Raw genomic sequence first — 18,063 nt, forward strand, 5'->3', positions numbered from 1 at the left:
CAAATTATTCAGTAACTGCTTCCTCATTTTCCTTGCTAAGCATTGCTGCCTTTTCTTCTTCCAAACTTTTTATTTCTTCAATTTTAGTTTGGTTAACAAAGAAGTAAGCGTTGATCATACTCATGTCGTGTTCATCTGGCAAAGGCTCGTGTTTAGCAAATTTTACTAGGTCGGCAGTCATTAGTATCTGCTTTAAATTATCTGATGATTTAACATCCCTAAAGTTGATTTCCTTTAAGGAGTCCATAATTTCATCAGTTGTTTGCTCCATGGCTCGTATCTCAAAGCGCTCCTCCATGTAATGACGCAAAGTATCAGTAACGGATGAATAATATTCCTTAATACGATTCTGTTGCCAAAGCTTTTCTTGCTTTATCTTATCTAGTTCACTCAAAGCTCTTTCATGAGCTGGAATAACTGGCACTTCCTTTTTGAAAATTTTCACTGGAATATCCCTTCCCATATACTTAAGAATGATAAAAGTAACGATGCCAGCTAATAAAATAATACCCAATACCCAAGGTAGGTATTTGTAAAGTTCAGAAAGGTGGAATGGTGTTGAAATAGGTTTTTTGATGTCCATGATGCCTTTTTGAGGATCGACTTCCTCAAAAGGGTTAATAACCATCAAAGCCATGGCTTCTGTTTGAACTAACTGATTGATTTTTTCTCCAGCCTGCTCAAATACGATTGGCGGAACGTAATGCAAGCCACTATCAAACGAAGTAATACGCAGGTTCTGCTCAATTAGTAGCCTGCCATTTTCTCGATTTAAAGTGTCCAACTCGCTCAAACGAACAATTTCTATGTTTTTAGTAATTGTATCGGTCAAAAGCGGGAATGGCAAGTCTAATCCATCAGGTTGACTTAACTGTAACTTTAAATCAATTTGGCCACCAATAAATATTACGGTTGAGTCCATGGTTGCCGACACAGATACGTTTTGAGCAACGCTGTTGCTTTGAAAGCCGAATAATATCAAGCTTACTGCTAGCAATAGTGTTTGTTGTATATGTTTCTTAATACTCATTTAAATACGTTTTTTAAATAATGAAATCAATGCTTTAACATAGTCTTCATCTGTTCGCACTGATACATTGTCAACCCCACATTTGCTGAATAGTCGCCTTGTTGAGTCATGCTTTTCTCTCCACCATTTACTATAAGCCTCTCTTACGCCTTTGTTGGAGGTGTCCGCCCACTGGTATTGGCCTGTTTCAGCATCTTTAAGCTTAATCATTCCAATAGATGGAATTTCTGTTTCCCGTTTATCAAACACCTTTAAGGCCACCACATCGTGCTTTTGGTTGGCTATTTTTAAAGCGTCTTCGAAATTATCATCTATAAAATCGGAGATGAGAAACGTGGTACAGCGCTTTTTAATGGCATTGGTTAGATACTTTAAAGCTTCCGATATATTGGTTTCGCGATGCTCGGGTGTAAATGTGATAAATTCTCTGATGATATGGAGAATATGCTTTTTACCTTTCTTGGGCGGAATAAATTTCTCTATCCTGTCGCTAAAAAAGATAACTCCAATTTTATCGTTGTTTTGTATGGCCGAGAAAGCCAATACAGCAGCCATCTCAGTAATTACATTCTTTTTGTATTTAAAAGAGGTGCCGAACTCTCGCGATCCCGATACATCAATCATCAAAAGAACAGTTAACTCACGTTCTTCCTCAAATATTTTAATATATGGATGATTAAAGCGAGCAGTTACATTCCAGTCGATGTTTCTAATATCATCGCCGTATTGATATTCGCGTACCTCACTAAACGTCATACCACGCCCTTTAAACGCTGAGTGGTACTCGCCAGCAAATATATTCGCCGACAAGCCACGCGTTTTTATCTCTATCTGACGTACTTTTTTTAATAAATCCGTTGCTTCCAATCTAATTGCTTTAGAAGTTAAACAAGTAATTCTGTTTGTACAGGAAGCTAATAGCTAATAGCTAATAGCCAATGGCTATTACTAAGGTACTTCAACTTGGTTTAGTATTTCGCTAATGATTTCTTCCGACGTGACGTTGTTGGCCTCTGCTTCGTACGATAATCCAATACGGTGACGTAATACATCGTGGCAAATAGCTCGCACATCTTCTGGAATTACATAACCGCGACGCTTAATAAATGCATAGGCCTTGGCAGCCATCGATAAGCTAATACTAGCACGTGGTGAAGCACCAAAAGAAATCATGTCTTTGAATTTCTCCAATCCATATTGTTCAGGATATCTGGTGGCAAAAGTTATGTCTACAATGTATTTCTCAATTTTCTCATCCATATACACATCTTTAACTACCTGACGTGCGCGAACAATATCTTCTGGTTTAAGGATGGTAGAAGCTTTTGGGAATGATTTAGCCAGGTTGTGACGAATAATCATTTGCTCTTCTTCTTTTTTAGGGTAGTCCAAAACCAACTTCAGCATAAAACGGTCAACCTGTGCTTCTGGTAGTGGGTAGGTTCCTTCCTGTTCAACCGGGTTTTGTGTGGCCATTACTAAGAAAGGCTCTTCTAAAGGATAGGTTGTTTCGCCAATTGTTACCTGGCGTTCCTGCATGGCCTCTAATAGAGCACTCTGTACCTTTGCCGGAGCACGGTTAATCTCATCGGCCAATACAAAGTTGGTGAAGATTGGTCCTTGCTTTACAATGAACTCTTCCTTCTTCTGGCTATAAATCATCGTACCCAAAAGGTCGGCAGGTAATAAGTCTGGCGTAAACTGTATGCGCGAAAATTTGGCGTCAACCACATTGGCCAGTGTGTTAATAGCTAATGTTTTTGCTAGTCCTGGAACACCTTCTAATAAAATATGTCCATCGGATAACAAACCAATTAGTAAGCCTTCAATCATGTGTTTCTGACCAACAATAACTTTGTTCATCTCCATTGTTAGTAGGTCAACAAAAGAGCTTTCTTCTTTAATGCGTTCGTTTATCGCTTTAATATCTACGGATTGTTCCATGATGATTATTTTATCTAGTTTTTATATTTTTTCAATAGTTTTTTTTACACTCAATCCAAATTAACACAAACTTGGTCTATCCAAATATTTTAAATTCGTTAATTTTTGTTAAGTCATTAAGACTTTAACGATTCTTTAACGATTCTTATTTTCAATATTAACAAACCTTAAAGCCTGTTTTTTTATTTCAGCAGAAACAAAAATAGCACGAATTTAACACTATATAGGCATTTTGGGGCGATGATTTTCCTCTTTCGCACAATGCTTTTGCAAGTAATTGGTCCTTTAAGGAAATATTAACAATTTAGCAGCCCAATAAAAACAATAAAGCATGCAATATTTTAGCTTTCATACGCATTCTGATTTCTGTGATGGTAAAGCATCGGTGGAAGAGGTTTGTGAAAAAGCAATAGAACTTGGCTTAGGTGCTGTTGGTTTTTCGAGTCACGCACCAGTTGCTTTTGAAACCACCTGGGCAATGAACTTCCATAAAATGGATAGTTATGTGAAAGAGGTAGAACGTTGTCGACTAAAGTACAAGGACCAATTGGAGGTGTATCGCTCTTTAGAAACGGATTTTATCGCACCAGGAAAAAGTATTCCCTTTGATGAGTATCGGGCTTTGGGTCAGTTGGATTACATAATTGGTTCGGTTCATTTGGTGGCTAACCCACAAAGCCAGCAGGGTTTGTGGTTTTTAGATGGACCTGTGGAGAATTATGAAAAGGGCTTGAATACCTGCTTCAATGGTGATGCTGTTGCAGCTGTACAACAATATTACAGCCAGATTCAAGAAATGGTTCGAACACAAAAGCCTGATGTGATTGCACACATGGATAAAGTGGTGATGAATAATAAAAACCGCTTTTTTACCGAAGAGGATGCGTGGTATCAGGATGTGGTAGAGGAGACCTTGCAGGTAATTGCTAAAAGTGAAAGTATTGTGGAGATTAATACGCGCGGTATATATCGAGGAAAATACCATACGTGGTTTCCTAATGAGCGAATTATTAAGCGATGTGTCGATTTGAATATTCCTTTAACGGTATCGGTTGATGCCCATCATCCTGATGAATTGATCGCTGGATTTGAAGAGGCTGTACTAGCTCTTCAGAAAATGGGATGCCGATATTTAAGTGTTTTTACCGAGCTGGGCTGGGAACAAAAAGGCATAAGTGCTGTTTTGTTTTAAGCTAAAAAAATATGACCAATAAAAAGTAGATAAATATGTTTGATGATAATGATTTTGTATGCCGTCACATGCAGTTAACAAAGGCTGATATTGTGAAAGTGATAAACGATAAAAATATTAGCTCATTTGAAGCACTTCAGGACGAAACGGATGTGGCCACTATTTGTGGTAGCTGCGTGGCTGATATTGAAGAGATATTAGAAGAAGAAATTGCCAAGAGGTGATGAGTGTGATTAAGTGCGAAGTGCCAAGTGATTGGTTGGAATTGTTCGTCAGTTCATCACTATGCACTATTGCACTATTTTTTATCAATCATTAATAAGGAACTATCGCCATAGCTTAAAAAGCGAAAGTCGTTGTCGTAGGCATATTGGTAGATTTTTTTCCAATTATCGCCCACAATAGCGCTTATTAATAATAGCAGGGTGCTTTGTGGTTGATGGAAATTAGTAACCAAGCCATTAATGACTTTAAACGAATAGCCAGGAACGATGATGATGGCTGTTTTGCCGGCCAGGTGGCTTAGCTTTTTCTCTTCCATAAAATCCAATAGGGCCCTAAAAGCTTCTTCTTTGCTGTAGCTGCCTTTTAGGTTATACGGATCCCATTGTTCAATGCCATTGGCAATGCTTTCATTACTTAATATACGTACTCCATACCAATAAAGACTTTCGAGGGTGCGCACCGATGTTGTGCCCACTGCTATTAATTCATCTTGATGGGCAATTAAACGTTTGAGGGCATCTTTTTCAATCACAAAATGTTCAATGTGCATGTCGTGATCAGCAATTTCTTCTGATTTAACTGGTTTGAATGTGCCAGCGCCCACGTGTAAAGTCACATTTAACAATGGGTGACCTTTTGTTTGTAGGGTGTTTAGTATATTATCGGTAAAGTGAAGTCCTGCGGTTGGTGCAGCGACAGAGCCTTGGTGCTGCGAGTAAACCGTTTGGTAACGGTCTTTATCAATGTCTTCCGTTTCTCTATTTAAATAGGGCGGGATGGGCGTTAGGCCAATCTCTTCGATTAATTCGGCAAATGAAAAATTGGAGTTATCCCAAGAGAAATTAATGCTATAGGCATCGTGAAGCCTTTCTCCTTTTGTGAGTTTTATGCAAACCTCTTCTCCGTTAATCATTAAATCTTTTGAAAGTTCGCCGTCTTTCCACTTACGTGCGTTGCCTACAATGCATTTCCAGGTGGTTTGTTCTCTACTGTCAAATGCCATTTGAACTTCGGCAGGAGAAAGTGGTTCCAAACAAAATATCTCTATTTCCGCTCCGGTTACTTTTTTGAATTTAAGGCGAGCACGAATGACTTTAGTGTTATTAAAGGCAAGCATCGCCTTGCTCGGAATGGCATCTATGATCGATGGAAAGCTTGTTTCCTCAATACATTCGTTTTTGTAAATCAATAATTTTGACTCGTCGCGGTTGGCCAACGGATATTTGGCAATTCGCTCATTGGGTAAGTCGTAAGTAAAATCACTAATCGATATTGTTGGCTTAATCATAGGATGCATTTTTAGCGCGACAAATTTAATTAACTTTGCGTGACTGCACCAAATATTAGGTGTTGATAGTTGTTAAGAATGGTTTAGAATAAGCTGTTTTATTAAAAATGTTAATTAAAAATCTTAAAATATGAATGTTAAGGCAGGTGATGTTGTTCGTTTTTTAAATGCCAGTGGTGGCGGAACAGTTGTGCGTGTGGATGGTAAGCTCGCTTATGTTGACGATGAGGATGGCTTTGAAGTGCCGGTGCTGATGCATGAATGTGTCGTTATCCAGGGTGAAACTAAAAAGGATAAAGGCGGTGATGCTGCCGTGGAAGAAGAGGAGGAGCTTGTTGAGTATGTTGAGGAGCCTGGTAATGATGCATCGCCACAGTTTTATTTGGCATTTTTACAAGGTGATAAACCAGGTCAGGTGTCGGGCGATTTAAGGGTGCAGGCTATTAATGACAGTAATTACTTTGTTTTTTATACCATAAGTAACCTGCGTCGCGATGGTGATTTAGATTTGTTTTACCATGGCACTGTAGAGCCAAATACCAAGGTGGCTTTGGATAAATTGGCAGTAACGCAGTTGGATGATCGTCAATGGCAAGTGAACCTTACCTTGTTTAAAAAAGATAAAACGTACACTAACTTCCAGCCTGTTTCAGAGGTGGTGAAGATTAAGGCAACACGCTTTTTAAAGGATAATGTTTTTGCCGACAATTCTTACTACCACGAGCGAGCGGTTCTATTACCGGTTATAAAAGGTGAGTTTGAGCGAAAGTTGGAGGCTTTAAGTGATAAGGATATATCAAAGGTTATTCAAGAGAAAGAGGCAAAGCCTAAAGTAAAGAAGTTTGCTCGACGCGATGAGCCATCAATACTGGAGGTTGATTTACACATTGATGAGCTGATTGATTCAACGGCGGGTATGAGTAATGGTGAGATTATTACGATTCAACTCGATCGATTTAAGCAGGTAATGGCCGATAATCAAACGAATAAAGGTCGTAAGCTGGTATTTATCCATGGCGTTGGTAATGGTAAGTTAAAAACAGAAGTGCGCAAGTTGTTAGATCGTCAATATAAAAAGCATAATTATCAGGATGCATCTTTTCAAGAGTATGGTTACGGTGCTACAATGGTGATTATCTAGCTTGATGTAGCAAGATGCCGTTTTTTCCTATTCACGTTGCCGAGCTTGAAAGGATAAGAAATAAAGTTCATGTAATTATTACCTAGTCTTTATTTCAGCAAGCACTAATCGATAGTGATACAAAAAATAATAGCCGCAGTTTTAAGAGAGTTGATTCTTTTAAAGCTGCGGCTTTTTTATTGATGGTGTTTGGTGTGTTGATTGAAGTATACATGGCTCCGTGCTTGTTTGTGTGCAGGAGTTGTGCTTGTAACGTCCATGTATGTAGGTTGTTGTGGGGCAGGATGTTGTTTTTAATTATGACGTTTGTCATTGTTTAGTTTAACATAGCTGGGCTACTTTTATAATGACAAAATAAGAGTGTCTTGAGATATTAAGGTGCTTAAATCATAACTAAACTAAATTTTTAATCATGAGTGTACGAATATCTAATTCTAATGAAACAATTCTTGAAGATACTCGCGTGTCTTTAACTAATGTCGAAGAACAGACTGAAATTGCCGCTGTTATGTCGGAGTATGGCTATGGGTCTGAAGAATTATTGCCTGGAAAGGCATTGCTCGACTTGGCCAATCAGGCTTATAGTAATAGTAGAAGAGAGGCTTATGAAGAGAGTGAGGCCTATGCTGCTTTTGCAACTTGCAGGGGTGAGCTTGAGGCAACTTATGCTGTCTTTCGTAAGAAAGCTAAGGTTGTTTTTCGAAATGATCAATTAACGCTCGATTTATTGGGTGTAAGTGGCGATACGCCTAGGGCTTATGTAAGCTGGCTTAATAGTGTGCGCAACTGCTGTAAGTTGGCCTTGGGGAGTGAGACTATCCTTGCCGGCATGGGGCGTTTGAATTGTAGTAGTGAGGATTTTCAGGCTTGTTTGGATAAGTGTGATAACTTGGATGTTTTACGAGCTGCCTATTTGCGCGAAAAAGGAGAGTCGCAAAATGCAACTAAAACAAAAGATGCCGCATTTGTTGAGTTGGATAAGTGGATGCGCGACTTTTATGCAGTGGCAAAAATAGCGCTCGAAGATCAGCCTCAGTTATTGGAGTCCTTGGGTGTGGTAGTGAAAAGTTGATAATTAGCTAACTGAATATCGGGAAAAGAGCCCCGCTTTCTTTATTGAAGGCGGGGCTTTGTGTTTTATAAGCTCGTCTTCCTCATTTATAAGAGCAGCGGGTTCGAAGCTTAAGTGTGCAAGGCCTTTTGCTTAGTCCTTGGCTCTCAAGCAATACTTGTCTTCATCAAAAATAGCACCGTCTTCATTCTTACTTAAAATTGTAATCATCCTTGGATCTAAAATTCTTATCTATTTGAATAATGTAGAATCCTTTATAAGTTTTCTATTAATCTAATTTATATCTACAGAAATCTTGGATAATACGAGATTTACCTTTTATATAAATGTAAAATCCTTAAGTCTATTATATATCTAACATACTATAAATAGATAATAACATTTAAGTAATAGAAATATATCAAGGGGCGATTTATACTGTCTTTTTAAATTAATGTTACATTTATTTTGAAATATTTATTAAAATGTCTTAATTAGTTGAATAATTTAAAGATTAAGAATGCACTATACTAAAAATAGCATAGGAAACTACCAATCTGGTGTTGAGGTGATGTTTCGCAATAGCATTCATCAGCATGCGATTAAAGAGACCGTTACCAAGTATGGATATAGCGAGGAGTTGCTGCGCAAGATTTATGACCTAAATAGCGATTTGTTAAAGGTTGTGGAGTCTGCGAAGTTGGCTAAGCACAAAAAGGCGGAAGTCTTTAAAAAGAAGAATGATCTATTGACAAGCGTAAAGAAAGAGTATATGCGCCATGTCAAATTAGCACGTATTGTTTTAGGTAATAACATAATGGCTGAAGAAGCTCTGGTGCTGAATGGTGCCAGAGCTCGGACGCATAAGGAGTTTGTTTTTCAAATGACAGTGTTTGTTTCAAATCTGCTTAAAAATAAAGAGTGGCTAGAGGCTTTGGGTGTGTTTAATATTAAGCAAGAAAATATAAAAGGGCTTGAGAATCATTTAAGCGACTATGCCCGTTTATCGGAATTGTGTTTAGAAGCGCAAGGGGAGGTCAAGCGTTTAACAACGCTCAAAAAGAAGATGCTAACAGAGATACAGAGTTATGTTAGTGATTATGTGAAAGTGGTAAGAATTGCCTTTGAAGAGAAGCCTAAGCTATTAATGAGCCTCGGAATAAGGGTGAAGGAATAGTATTGAATATAATAGTGAAATAAAAAATGAACAGTATTAGTTAAAGAATGTCAAAAATGGTGTAACATCTATGCAGTGATAACGTACAAACTCTAATTGTTTTGGGGAGAGCATTCTCAGAGCCTATATATTAGAATTATTAATGCCCTTGTAATTGTCTGTATGGCAGTGTTCAAGGGTGAAGTTGGATGAGTTATTTTAAAACAAAGTATATACATATCCGGGTTACAACGCGAAAGTATATTTTTGGTGCTGTGTAGAGGGTTTGTGAAGTTGGGGACTGATATAAGCCATGTTTATGAAGAAGATTAAGTTTTTAGTAGGACTTTTTGTATGCCTTTTGTTTGTGTCAAATGCGTTTGGACAGACTTACGGTGCCGGTGTTACTTCTGATGAAGAACAAGCAGAAAGAAATAAGCTATACAAGAAAGTTGATAAGCAAATAAGTCGACAAGGAGCTATTTTAAAAGGTTGGCGAGATGTAATCACCACTTTGGAGAGGGATTATTGTTCAGCTACAACTCCTAATGATATTGTGCCGGAATCATGGCATCCTGATGCAACATCAATTGTTTGGAGAGTTTATACTTCTTCAGGCGGTGTTGAAACTGATCATCCAACATGGTTTAGTACAAGTGGTACTGGTCAGGATACAAAGTTGCATTTTTTACCCGCCATGGTTGAGTCGTCATACCATGGCTTGCCTATAGTCGTTAGTTATGTACAGAAAGATGGTTTAGGGAATGTTCAGACCAACTACGATTATACCAGAGTTTTTCCTACTCCAACAGCTTATACAGTTGGTACGGATGGCGTTATTTGTTCAGGATTTACTTACGACATTACGTTAAGTGATTCTGAATCGGGGATGGAGTATACTTTGTATCGCGATGGAAATGTTGTAAATGTTGTTCCCGAGCCAGGTACTGGTAATGCTCTTACTTTTGTTGTAAATCAAGCAGGTGTGTACACTATGAAAGGTTTTAATCCTTCAGGTACCTCAAGTTGTGAAGCTGATATGTTAGGCAGTGCAACTTTAACTGTGCATAACTTACCTTCTCCGGTAGCTACCAATACAAGTCCTGTATGTGAAGGTGGTTCTTTTCAATTAGAAGAAACTGTTGGTGGTTTTACAGATTACACCTGGACCGCTCCCGATGGAACTACATATAATGGACAAACCGTAACAATAGATCCCGCTCAGTTAACTGATGCCGGGACTTATACTTTAGAGGTATCTGATGCCAATACCTGTGTTAATACTGTTACAACCGATGTGGTTGTGAATGAAACACCTGATATTACTGCAGATAATGATGGTCCTATTTGTGTCGGTAATGACTTAACGCTATCATCTACTGTTAATGGAGGTACTGGCCCATATACTTATTCATGGACTAAAGTGCCTGATGCAACAGTTATAAGCGCCGACCCGACTTTTACGATTAATACCGTTGCGCTAACAGATGCAGGCGAGTACCAGTTAGTAGTAACTGATGCTAACCTTTGTGCAACTGCTGTAGCCTCAACAATTGTGGTTGTTAATGATAATCCAACTGTTTCATTGCCAATTGGGCCAACCAACGTTTGTGAAGGTCAACCATTAACTTTAACAGCAGCCCCTGCTGGAGGTAGTGGTACATATACAACTTTTACATGGTATCATAATGGAACTCTTATAGCTGGCCAAACAGGAATGACACTAACTGTGGATCCAACAGTGGTAGCTAATAGTGGTGCTTATACTGTAGTAGTTGAAGATAATAGTGGCTGTATAAGTGCCGAATCAGCACCTAGTATGGTTGTTGTTATCCCATTCTTTTCTCCTATCATTTCAAATGATAGTCCAAAGTGTGTGGGTGAAGATGTACAGTTAACTTGTGCCAATCCTTATGACGATTATAGTTGGACTGACCCAAGTAATACCGTTTTTAGTACAATACAGAACCCTGTTCTTTCAGCAGTCACCCTTGCTGATGCAGGTATTTATACCTTAACAGCAATCGATGGGTTTGGTTGTGTAGGAAGTGCAACAACCGAAGTGTTTGTCAATGATAATCCAATAGTTGCACCTTCTTATAATGCGCCTGTGTGTGTAGGAGGAGTTCTAACAATAGCAGCTAATGCATCAGGAGGTAGTACGGTGTTTGATACCTATGCTTGGACTAAAGATGGTCTTCCATATGGTGGGAATACTGCTACAATTGATATTAATCCTGCTGACGTTACCGATAATGGCACTTATGGTGTTACAGTAATAGACAATAATGGATGTAGTAGTGCAGAAGTAACGGTTGTAGTAACTGTTCAACCATTGCCAATTCCAACAATTAATACAAATCCTTTACCATCCATTACCGAAATATGCGATGGTCAAGATTTTACTTTAACCGGAGGTGGAGGTTCTGCTGGAGCAACTTATTCCTGGTTATTGCCTGATGGTAGTGTGCAGGTAGGTGCAGTACTTAATGTAGTTGCTGCAGATAAAGCTACCTATGAAGGTGCTTATGAATTAACTGTTACAGAAGGTACTTGTGTTGAAACACTGGCACATACTGTAACAATTCATTCAAACCCAACAGCTGCTGCCAGCAATGGTGGCGATGTATGCCTTGGTGATGATATTTCATTATTAGGATTACCAGGAGCCATGACAACTTATACCTGGACTGACGCAAGTGCTGCTGTAGTCGGTAATTTGCAAGATGTAACTGTGTCTTCTACCGCTTATGGAGTTGGTAATCATACGTTCACTCTTACAGTTATTGATGGTAATGGTTGTTCTGATGTTGCTACAACATCATTAGACGTAAGAGATGTACAGCCAATACTTAATGCATCTTCTGGAATTACAGTTTGTGAAAACGAGAAAGTAACATTCACCGCTAGTGATGCACTTGATAACGGTACTGATACTTATTCATATGAGTTTTTTGTAAATACTCTTTCTCAGGGAATTCAGGGTGATGCTAACCCTACGATTGAAATTACAGTTACACAAGACATTGATGTTTATGTAATAATTACGAATACAACAACAGGGTGTGATAAGCAATCTGCACAAACGAGTATAACAATGAATCCTATTCCTTTGGTGGCAATAACTGCGCCATTGGCAACAGAGGAGTTTTGTGCCGATGAAGCATTTACAATTGAAGCTACTGCAGGATTTGATCGTTATGTATTTTATAAGGGGCCTTCTGGATCTGCAAGTATATTGTATGATGGTCCACTAAATAGTTTTAATGTGGCAGCTGGTTTTTCTGCAACTGAAGTTATTGCAGTAGAAGCTTTTTATAATACCGGATGTTCTGCCTTTTCGAGCATTCAAACAATTACAATTAATTCACGCCCTATACCTACTATTGTAACAGGTAACCTTACTGTTTGCGCTAATGCTACCGAAACCTATACAACAGAGTCTGGTACAGGCGAGTCTAATTGGCAGTGGAGTGTTACAGGTGGAACTATTATAGGTGTAGATAACGATTTTACAGTAGATGTTATTTGGGATGGGGCTGCACCTCATACAATCACGTTTAATTATGATAATTCAAACGGTTGTGGTGCTGCAACGCCAAGCACTGAAAATATTACTGTTAATCCTTTACCAATTCCGAATATTACTGGTCCATCTGTGGCTTGTAATGGAACAACGCAAACTTATACAACACCTGATGTTGGTATGAGCAATTATAAATGGACTGTGAGTGCAGGTGGTACTATTGTAGGTGTTGATAATGCAGAAAGTGTTGATATTACCTGGAATACTTTTGGTACGCAAACAGTAAGTCTATCGTATACCGATACTAACCTGTGTGATGCTTCTGCACCAAGTGATTATAGTGTTGATGTACTAACTTTGCCTGCACCAATTATTACTGGTGATGATGTTGTGTGTACAACCCATACTTATACTTATTCTACTCAGCCAGGTAATAATAATTACGATTGGCAAATTGTTGGGGGAACAATTTTAAGTGATCCTCTACTACATACAATTGAAGTTGAATGGACCAGTACTGTTGGTACTGAACAACTGAGTGTTAATTTCGATGTGGCAGGATGTCCTGCTTCTGCTCCAGATGTTTTGCCTGTTATCGTAAGTGTTGCTCCGACCGTTTCATTTACTGGGGCACTTAATGTTTGTGCCAATGCCACTGAAATATACGAGGCAAATGTAACAGGATTAGGAGCTGGCAATTATACATGGCTTGTACAAGGTGGTTCAGTCGGAATTACAGATGATGAATCCATATCAGTTGTATGGGATGGTGCTGCACCTCATTCAGTATCGCTTAATTATGTTAATGCAAGTGGTTGTGATGCTGTTAATCCTACTGTTGAAGTAGTTACTGTAAATACAGTTGTTGCTGGATTAACTGCTAGTGCTACAACAATTTGTAGTGGAACTGATGTAACTTTTACCGCTACAGGTGGTGATACTTATGAGTTTTATATTGACAATGTTTTACAGGTTGTACCTGATCCAACTATAAATATTTTTGTTGCCTCTGGATTAACAGATGCTCAAGTTGTTACTGTTAAGGCAATTGATGCAATTGGCTGTGAAGATACACATGCTGGAATCACAATAACAGTGAATGAAACACCTAATCCAAACATAACTTCAGGACCTGCTTCTGTGTGTCTTAATGAAGTGAGCAATTATGTTGCTGAAGGTGGTTACGTTAATTATGATTGGACTGTTGTAGGTGGAAACATCACAAGTGATCCAAACTTAAGTAATGTAGATGTTGAATGGACAGTAGAGGGTGCCGGTTCAATTAGTGTTGTTTATGAAAGTGTAGCAGGCTGTGTTGGTGCTGAATTTACCTTGCCTGTAACAGTAAATGATTTACCTACCGTAACAACCTATGATGCAACGCCGAGTAATAATGTTATAAAAGGTACTGATATAACTTTAACCGCCACTGGTGGTGTTGAATATGCTTTCTTTAAAATAAGTGGTGGTGTTTCTACAGAGCTACAAGCGAAAAGTGCGGTCGACAACATTGTTGTTAGTACTGAGGGACCAAGTGCAAATCCTGTACTTGTTCATAACGATATTGTTAGAGTATTGATATATAATGCTGCCGATTGTAGTGTGTCTCGCGAAATTACAATTGGTATATATGAAGGAATTAATCCATTTAATGTAATTGCTTCAGAGCCAGGACATTGTTTTGGTGAAAGTATTAGTTCTATTAGTATAGATGGTTTTCAACCAGATATAACTTACGAGCTTTTCCAAATTGGTAGCCCTGATGTTTCTTTGGGTAAAGTACTGGCTTCTGCTGGAACTGCTACTGTTAAATGGGATAATATTGTTGGCGCTAATCCAGCAGCAGAGTTCAAGGTAGTAGCTTATTACGATGGTACTCCTCCAACACCGCCTGTTGATATGAATAATACAGTTTTTGTTGAAGAGTATGCCGATCTTGGTATTTACGATATGTCACCAACAACTGCAGTTGATGGTGCTGGTACTTGCGGTACTACAACGGAAATTACACTGTCAAATTCTGAGGTAGATGTTAATTATCAGCTACTTAATGGTGCAACTGTTGTTGCCATTGAACCAGGTACAGGCGCTTTAATTAATTTTGGTGCACCAACCAGTGTTGGAACCTTTAGTATTAGAGCTGTACATGCATCTACCGGATGTTCTAAAGTGATGACAGGCTCATGGGATGTTCAAGGAGATCCTGCGATTAATACTACTTTTATTGTAGAAGGTTCAAAAGATGGTAAATATTGTGATGACGGAAGTGACGTTGTAACAATTTCATTATCTGGATCGCAACTGGGTTATAATTACGAATTATATTATAATAATGCTCCTTTAGCAACACCAGTTATTGTTGCAGGAACCGATGCTGCTATTAATTTCGGAACATTCACTACAGAGGGTGATTACTCGGTAATTCTCGAAAGTAGTGGTTGTACTTATTATATGACTGGTATTGTAGAAGTTGAATTGGTTTCTATGCCAATCAAATATACACTAACTGCCAGCGATAATGGATATTACTGTGATGGTGCAGTAGATGGTGTTATGCTTGAAATTAATGATCAACACGAAGGAATTGATTATTATGTTGTAAAAGGAAGTACCATATTAACCGAATCAGAAGTAGACAATATTCCATTACCGATAAGTGGTAATATAAGTGGAGGTGCCTTATCATTAGGTCGCTACTTGCAGGAAGATAGCTACTTGGTTAATGCAGTAGTAGCTGGCGTAGGTTGTATTACACCTACCGATGCTGTAACAATCGCAGTTGTTGCCAGCCCAATGACGGTAACTTTACTTGGTGACAATTCTTTCTGCGAAGGTAGCTCGACTAATCTATATATTAATAACCCACAAACGGATGTTGACTACGTACTCTTTAAAGATGGCATTGATGCCGGCATTCCTGGTATCCCTGATGCTACGCCTGCATCACGAATTGATTGGAGTGTAACAGAAGGTGGAGATTATACGATAGTTGCAACAACCAATAATCCTATCGCTTGTGGACCAACTGAAAGTGCTGTTGTAACAGTTACGATGCAAGCTTTAGCAGCCGACAAAACTGTAAATGTTACCGATGGAGTTGATTGTGCCAATGGAACCGTTTTCGAAGTAGTCGCCCCTGATGCAGGTGTTACATACTATGTCAAAAATGCAGATACTGATACAAAATTAGGAGGAACTGGATTTGAAGTTATAAGCGATGGAACGGATCCATTAACATTCCCTGGAATTGCCGATAGTAATGGTAATTATACCGTAGTTGCTGAAAATGGTGGCTGTCCGAAAGATATTTTCGGTCCATACAATATTAGTATTGCAGGTGTTGTTGCTAAAAAAGCTTTAATTTATCCCGATGCTATATGTGAAGGAGATGGTGGCGTTATGCTAGGTGTTATCAATCCTGATGTTGATGTAGTGTACGAATTGTACGTTGAAGGTAATACTGATGCTTTACAAACTGTGTCTCCACCATATTCTGATGATCCAATATTCTTTACAATGCCTGTTGTTAATGAAGGTGTTTATTATGTGATGGGTGTTGAGTCTGCTGACCCAATAGGTGGATGTAGAAATGATATGGGTGAACACATTACTATTAAATTCAACCCTCTGCCAACTGCGTTTAAATTAGAGGCTTCAGGTATTATTTGTGTTGATAAAGCTGACCCAAATAACATCTTAAATAGTGCTTCAATAACAGTTAGTGGTTCTCAAGTTGATTATACTTATGCATTAGTTTATACCGATGTTGACGGAAATAAAAGTATAGTTGATAATTGGGTGGGTGATGGCTCTAAGTTCACATTCAGTGATATAAACGTTACAGGTGATTATACTGTTTATGCGAAGTCACCTAACGATTGTACATCAAGTATGGAAGGTGTAGTTATTGTAACATCACGCGACGGAGTGAGTGAACAATTAACAACTTCTAATACGTATGCATATTGTGCAGGTGATGGAGGTGCTGAAGTTATCCTAAGCTCTCAAGAATTTGATGTTATATATGAAGTTCGTGATGATTCAGGCAACCCATTATCACCACCAGTAACTCGTGTTGGTGATAGTAGTGGAAGTCAATTATCATTCGGTTTGTTACCGGTTGGTTCTTATACAATATATGGTTACCTCGCTGGTGGTGGTTGTGAATTGCAATTAAATGCTTTAAACAACGTTCAGGTTATTTCAGAACCAGAAGTACCTACTTTCTCGGTGCTAAACGAAAACTATTGTTTCGGAGGTGATGGGGCAACCGTTACGGTCACCAATGCCATTGATAATGTCGGATATATGTTGCTAAATGAAGCAGGTGATGTTGTAAGTTTTGTTAATGGTACAGCTGGAGGAACAGTTGTTTTTCCTAGTAATGCAACGACTCCGACTACTGAGAATTTTTACGTGAAGGCTGTATCTTATACTACTGGTTGTGAAAGCGTAAGTGCTCCAATTAGTATAACGCAATATGATGAGCTTGAATACTTTAATATAATGGTGAATACGACCATTATTAATGAGGACGAAATAGGAGCTGCATCTGTTAATGTTGATTTATTAGGATTAACTAATTCGACAGTAGGCGTTACTTATTCTTTACTCAAAGAAGGTGTGCCGCTAATTCCTAGTAATGAAATGTTAGGTACAGGTGATAAGCTTGATTTTGGAATACAAACTGAAGGTGGTTATTATACTGTATCTGCAAGTCAATATGGTTGCAGTCGTTTAATGGCTGGTACTGTTCGTATGGAAATAAAACCTCTTGTAGCAATTGACTCCTTAGTGGCTGTTCCAAATGGTGATAATGAATTAACTGTTATAGTGCATGAAAACGATGATTTAGAGCGAACTGTTTTAGATTTAGTTGAACCTATACCAGGTGCTAATATTAAGTTCAGCCTTGTTAACCCTGAGGTGAACCCTAATCCAGATCCACGATTAGCTGAGTTTGAATTTATTGGTGATATGGAATCAACAGTAGGGAATAAATATACTATTAATGAACTGACAGGTGAGTTGCTATTTGTTAAACGACCAAGTTTCTATGGAAGAGATTCGATTAATTATTTGATCTATAATACTGAGCATACACACCGTTATGATCAAGCAACCGTTTACTTCTTTGTAGGAAATGCCGATGTTGATGAGGATAATAATTTATTAATACCTAATGCATTCTCTCCAAACGGTGATAATATCAATGATTCCTTTGTTATTAGCGGAAGCTATGGTGATGGACCAGAATCGGTATCTGAATCTAAAATTGAAGTGTTTAACCGTTGGGGTACTGTTGTATATCGCTCAAAAGGTGCTGTATATGGTAAAGACGAAGCATGGTGGGATGGAACCTCTAATTCGGGTGCCATGGTAACCTTAGGAGAGAAGCTTCCAAGTGGAACTTACTTCTATGTGTATACTATAACAATTAATGACTCGGAGTCTGGAACCCAAACCAAAGACTTCTCAGGTTTTATAGAATTAAGACGATAAATGATTTT

Annotated in this window: 10 protein-coding genes; 6 read left to right on the forward strand and 4 right to left on the reverse strand. The window is 38.5% G+C overall.

Going from position 1 to position 18,063, the window contains the following annotated elements; translation table 11 throughout:
• Positions 1-4 precede the first annotated feature (4 nt).
• The 3 genes from FNN09_RS12635 to FNN09_RS12645 form a co-directional block, all read right to left on the reverse strand.
• Positions 5-1,030 (reverse strand): hypothetical protein, encoded by a 1,026-nt coding sequence (locus FNN09_RS12635; RefSeq protein ID WP_143302725.1) that lies wholly within the window; start codon positions 1,028-1,030, stop codon positions 5-7.
• Positions 1,031-1,897, reverse strand: coding sequence for a DUF58 domain-containing protein (locus tag FNN09_RS12640; RefSeq protein WP_143302726.1), 867 nt, complete (start codon positions 1,895-1,897; stop codon positions 1,031-1,033).
• A gap of 81 nt (positions 1,898-1,978) precedes the next feature.
• On the reverse strand, positions 1,979-2,935 hold the full coding sequence (locus tag FNN09_RS12645; protein ID WP_370511663.1) for an AAA family ATPase: 957 nt from the start codon (positions 2,933-2,935) through the stop codon (positions 1,979-1,981).
• Positions 2,936-3,305: 370 nt separating this feature from the next.
• Here FNN09_RS12645 and FNN09_RS12650 point away from each other — a divergent pair, with 370 nt between their 5' ends.
• Both FNN09_RS12650 and FNN09_RS12655 read left to right on the forward strand, forming a co-directional pair.
• Complete coding sequence (locus FNN09_RS12650; protein ID WP_143302728.1) at positions 3,306-4,166, forward strand: histidinol-phosphatase; 861 nt, start codon at positions 3,306-3,308, stop codon at positions 4,164-4,166.
• A gap of 35 nt (positions 4,167-4,201) precedes the next feature.
• Positions 4,202-4,390: a (2Fe-2S)-binding protein gene (locus FNN09_RS12655; RefSeq protein WP_255434110.1), complete on the forward strand. Its 189-nt coding sequence runs from the start codon at positions 4,202-4,204 to the stop codon at positions 4,388-4,390.
• A 74-nt stretch (positions 4,391-4,464) separates the two neighbouring features.
• Here FNN09_RS12655 and FNN09_RS12660 read toward each other — a convergent pair whose 3' ends face one another.
• On the reverse strand, positions 4,465-5,679 hold the full coding sequence (locus FNN09_RS12660) for an S-adenosylmethionine:tRNA ribosyltransferase-isomerase (RefSeq protein ID WP_143302730.1): 1,215 nt from the start codon (positions 5,677-5,679) through the stop codon (positions 4,465-4,467).
• 130 nt (positions 5,680-5,809) lie between these two features.
• On the opposite strand from FNN09_RS12660, the gene FNN09_RS12665 reads away from it, so the two are divergent.
• From FNN09_RS12665 to FNN09_RS12680, 4 genes are all read left to right on the forward strand, one after another.
• On the forward strand, positions 5,810-6,820 hold the full coding sequence (locus tag FNN09_RS12665; RefSeq protein WP_143302731.1) for a DUF2027 domain-containing protein: 1,011 nt from the start codon (positions 5,810-5,812) through the stop codon (positions 6,818-6,820).
• Between the two features lie 412 nt (positions 6,821-7,232).
• Positions 7,233-7,892, forward strand: a complete 660-nt coding sequence (locus FNN09_RS12670; protein ID WP_143302732.1) for a hypothetical protein — start codon at positions 7,233-7,235, stop codon at positions 7,890-7,892.
• 499 nt (positions 7,893-8,391) lie between these two features.
• A complete protein-coding gene (locus FNN09_RS12675; protein WP_143302733.1) occupies positions 8,392-9,048 on the forward strand; it encodes a hypothetical protein in 657 nt (218 codons plus the stop codon).
• A 298-nt stretch (positions 9,049-9,346) separates the two neighbouring features.
• Positions 9,347-18,055, forward strand: coding sequence for a gliding motility-associated C-terminal domain-containing protein (locus FNN09_RS12680; protein WP_143302734.1), 8,709 nt, complete (start codon positions 9,347-9,349; stop codon positions 18,053-18,055).
• Positions 18,056-18,063 lie beyond the last annotated feature (8 nt).

The sequence above is a fragment of the Carboxylicivirga sp. M1479 genome (assembly GCF_007097485.1).
Taxonomy (GTDB): domain Bacteria; phylum Bacteroidota; class Bacteroidia; order Bacteroidales; family Marinilabiliaceae; genus Carboxylicivirga.

Coding starts and splice junctions, on each gene's coding strand:
- FNN09_RS12635 (WP_143302725.1), bottom strand. CDS start 1,030: ATGAGTATTAAGAAACATATACAACAAACACTATTGCTAGCAGTAAGC.
- FNN09_RS12650 (WP_143302728.1), top strand. CDS start 3,306: ATGCAATATTTTAGCTTTCATACGCATTCTGATTTCTGTGATGGTAAA.
- FNN09_RS12655 (WP_255434110.1), top strand. CDS start 4,202: ATGTTTGATGATAATGATTTTGTATGCCGTCACATGCAGTTAACAAAG.
- FNN09_RS12660 (WP_143302730.1), bottom strand. CDS start 5,679: ATGATTAAGCCAACAATATCGATTAGTGATTTTACTTACGACTTACCC.
- FNN09_RS12665 (WP_143302731.1), top strand. CDS start 5,810: ATGAATGTTAAGGCAGGTGATGTTGTTCGTTTTTTAAATGCCAGTGGT.
- FNN09_RS12670 (WP_143302732.1), top strand. CDS start 7,233: ATGAGTGTACGAATATCTAATTCTAATGAAACAATTCTTGAAGATACT.
- FNN09_RS12675 (WP_143302733.1), top strand. CDS start 8,392: ATGCACTATACTAAAAATAGCATAGGAAACTACCAATCTGGTGTTGAG.
- FNN09_RS12680 (WP_143302734.1), top strand. CDS start 9,347: ATGAAGAAGATTAAGTTTTTAGTAGGACTTTTTGTATGCCTTTTGTTT.